At 47.1% G+C, this 3,475-nt stretch carries 5 protein-coding genes; 1 reads left to right on the top strand and 4 read right to left on the bottom strand.

The window, feature by feature from the left end; genetic code table 11:
- Positions 1–340 precede the first annotated feature (340 nt).
- The 3 genes from B2118_RS02860 to B2118_RS02870 are packed head-to-tail and all read right to left on the bottom strand — an operon-like array spanning position 341 to position 1,902.
- The gene (locus B2118_RS02860; RefSeq protein ID WP_428053172.1) at positions 341–889 is read right to left on the bottom strand and encodes a type IV pilin protein; all 549 of its coding nucleotides are present in this window, start codon (positions 887–889) and stop codon (positions 341–343) included.
- A gap of 9 nt (positions 890–898) precedes the next feature.
- On the bottom strand, positions 899–1,381 hold the full coding sequence (locus B2118_RS02865; protein ID WP_428053174.1) for a type IV pilin protein: 483 nt from the start codon (positions 1,379–1,381) through the stop codon (positions 899–901).
- Positions 1,382–1,392: 11 nt separating this feature from the next.
- On the bottom strand, positions 1,393–1,902 hold the full coding sequence (locus B2118_RS02870) for a type IV pilin protein (RefSeq protein ID WP_428053176.1): 510 nt from the start codon (positions 1,900–1,902) through the stop codon (positions 1,393–1,395).
- A gap of 171 nt (positions 1,903–2,073) precedes the next feature.
- Here B2118_RS02870 and B2118_RS02875 point away from each other — a divergent pair, with 171 nt between their 5' ends.
- Positions 2,074–3,180 (top strand): GMP reductase, encoded by a 1,107-nt coding sequence (locus B2118_RS02875; protein ID WP_428053178.1) that lies wholly within the window; start codon positions 2,074–2,076, stop codon positions 3,178–3,180.
- An 84-nt stretch (positions 3,181–3,264) separates the two neighbouring features.
- Here B2118_RS02875 and B2118_RS02880 read toward each other — a convergent pair.
- Positions 3,265–3,475, bottom strand: a 211-nt coding sequence (locus tag B2118_RS02880) for a hypothetical protein (protein WP_428053180.1), incomplete at its 5' end; no start/stop codon positions are given.

Here is a 3,475-nt window from a genome sequence, read left to right on the forward strand (position 1 = left end):
GGTCAAGCCCTTTACAATAAACGACGGAAAAGCAACGACAAAAACAACCCAACGAAACACGGCCGTTATAAAAATAAAAGTCATCCTGGAAAGTCAGCCGGCGTGGAGCGTTCCAGGATCTGTCGTTATAAAATAAGGATTAGATACTGGACAGAAACCTTCCAGTATGACCTTTTAGATAACAACAACTACCCAATCGGTAGATCCTGAAATAAATTCAGGATGACCTCTTATTTAGATAACGACATATCCCCCCTAGCGGACCATTTCCCCCAATACACGCAAAAACCCCGGGTTAAATAAACCCGGGGTTTTAAATCACTACAAAATAATTTTTACTTTACCGGCACCAAGCGGAGCCCGTAGAGTCCAAGCCATATACATCACAGCCGTCGGTTACACCACCGTTATTGCAAAAGAATTTACTCTTGCTTGGGTCCGTTTCCAACTCACCCAAGAACAAAAAGTTCACGCCCTCATAATCACCCGTGCGGCGCACCGCGCAAACCGCATTGGCGATATTGGCCGTAGAACCGCCCGGGATAGAGCCAGACGGCAGCAACTTATAGGTAAAATCCTTCGTGGACACGACATTCCCTGAACAACGGGAAAGTTTCGCCCCCGTAGAAGTATTAATGCACGGCACGCTGACGTCCAAATTTTCAAAGCCAAAGAGGCCGCTAGAATAATTGGTTTGGTCCATATTATCCAAGGTGCGCAGTTTGGATTCCAAAATCTTTTTTAGCATCGTGCGCGATTCGGTCATACGGCTTTTTTCCACCGTTTTTTCGTACATTGGCATAGCCATCGTAACAAGCATCGCCACAATCATAATCACGACCAAAATTTCCACCAGCGTAAAACCGCCGTTAAACAAGTTTTTCTTCATATTATCCTCTTACAGCACATCCAACCCGTAGGTATCGCACGCATCGCCGTCCGGCGAGCAATAAAGTTGCTGATTAGAGCGGTCAAACAAAATTTCCGTGCCACTATAAGTACCACTTGTCTTAATTGCCCGTACAAAATAACGGCCATTTTTGGCGAAATAAGCCGTATATTTAAACTTACGACAACTAAATGTTTTTCCGTTATCTTCAATTTCACACCATTTCGGCAAACTGGAAGAATCAAACATATCCATTCGGCTGAAAACCGCCTTGGATGCGTTGTTTTGATACATTTCCACAAAGTTGCGGTAGCCAAATTCCCCCGCCAAGCGTTCGCTGGAGTCGTAAATCATCCGCAGCATATTTTCCGCTTCTGTTACATTGGCTTTTTCCACCACCTTGCGGTACTGCGGCAAAGCCACGCCGGACAAAATAGCCACAATAAGAACTACGGCTAACAACTCAACTAGTGTAAAGCCTTTTTTATTCATTTGTTACTCCTTTATCTAACAGGCAAGTTCGCATCCAGTGTCTGGCAAAACCCATTACTGGCGGGTAAAATATTAGCAATATTCACTCTATCGCAAACGCTGGCACCTTCCTTTGTATGGGAAAAACAACACCCCAGAGTAGAATCATTAAACAAAATACCCAACCCCTTGTATTGTCCACGCAACAAGCGCGCGCCTACCATATAGGTAGGGGCAATCGTATATTGAAAATTATCTGTTTGCCAACCTTGCGCCCCAATGGCCGTACCTTTCATCTCCATATCCAACTTTTTAAATGTGATTTGACTTCGTTCGTTGGAGGGAATTGAATCCCACGAATTATAACCACGCTCCGTGGCACTCCGCTCCCGGGCATCATAAAGAGCAGGCAGCATCTGCAAGGCCTCGGCCACGCGGGTGCGCTCCAAACTGCGGCGGTACTGAGGCAAGGCAACAGCCGTCAAAATACCCATAATCAGCACAGCCGCCAACAATTCAATTAAGGTAAACCCTTTTTTCATATTGGCTCCATTACAAAAAGTATAGTTGTATTTAGGCTAAATACAATACCCATTATATCTAAAAAACCGCCGTCTGGCAAAAGGTTTTTTAGCGTTTTGGGCACGTAAATTTTGTATGATATAAGACGGTTTGGGCGGAAAAGCCATTTTTCCCCCAACTGGGAGAATTTTATGAGAATTTACGACGATATCCAACTAGACTATTGCGATGTACTACTGCGCCCTAAACGCTCCACCTTGGCTTCCCGCTCGGAAGTGGACGTTACGCGCAACTATACCTTTAAATGGTGCCCGCGCACGATAAACGCCACGGGCGTTATTGCGTCCAATATGGCCACCACCGGCACCTTTGAAATCGCGCGCGAAATGCAAAAACAGCATTTAATGAGCGCCCTGCACAAACACTACTCCGCCGAGGAGTTAATCCAATTTTTAAAGGATAACGCCAAGGAATTTGGCTCTAACGATTTGCTTTTTGTCAGTTCCGGCGTGTCGGATGCGGACTTTGAAAAACTAACCCGCGTAATGGACGAAAAACTCTGCGCCAATATTTGCGTGGATGTAGCCAATGGCTATTCGCCCTATTTGATTAACTACATCCGCAAGGTGCGCAAGGCGTGGCCCCAAGCCCTGATTATGGCGGGTAATGTGGTTACGGGCGATATGTGCGAGGACCTGATTTTAAACGGGGCCGATATTGTAAAAGTGGGTATCGGGCCAGGCTCTGTCTGCACCACGCGCAAATTAACCGGGGTCGGCCGTCCGCAATTTTCCACGGTGATTGAGTGCGCCGACGCGGCACACGGCGTGGGCGGGATGATTTGCGCCGACGGCGGTTGCACGGTTCCCGGCGACGTATGCAAGAGTTTTTGCGCCGGTGCGGACTTTGTAATGCTGGGCGGTATGCTGGCCGGGCACGCGGAAAGCGGCGGCGAAATGCACACCAAGGCCTTTCAAACGGGCGAAGTGAATATGATTGACGACAAGACCTGCGCAATGAAAATTGAGGAAAAGCAATACAAAATTTTCTACGGGATGAGTTCCCAATACGCGCAGGACAAGCACTACGGCGGGATGAAAAAGTACCGCGCCAGCGAGGGCAAGGTGGTGGAACTGCCGTTCCGCGGGCCGATTGAGCCCACGCTGCTGGCTCTATTGGGCGGTATGCGCAGTTGTATGACGTACATCGGCGCCAAACGCTTAAAAGATATGCCCAAATGCGCTACCTTTTACCGCGTAAACCGCCAATTAAACACCATTTTTGGCAACGAACAATAAAGGGAACAAATAACTTTTGCCGAAATTGCACCGCCCCGGAGACTTAAAAAAGCCCGGGGCGGTTTTTATGCCAAAAGCATTTCTTTACCAATTTTTACGTAATTCACAAGTATAATAACGCGACTCAAATATGTAGTCTTGGCAAAGTATAATTGAACAAGTCTGTCCCTCTTCATTACACGTATCACCACAATCATCATAGTTTCCACGCCCCGCGCCAGCACAATCCGGCTCATTGCCTGCACTCCCACCTGTATAAATCCAACCATATTTATAGCACACCGTATCTGTTTTA

The sequence above is a fragment of the Candidatus Avelusimicrobium stercoris genome (assembly GCF_002437085.1).
GTDB lineage: Bacteria > Elusimicrobiota > Elusimicrobia > Elusimicrobiales > Elusimicrobiaceae > Avelusimicrobium > Avelusimicrobium stercoris.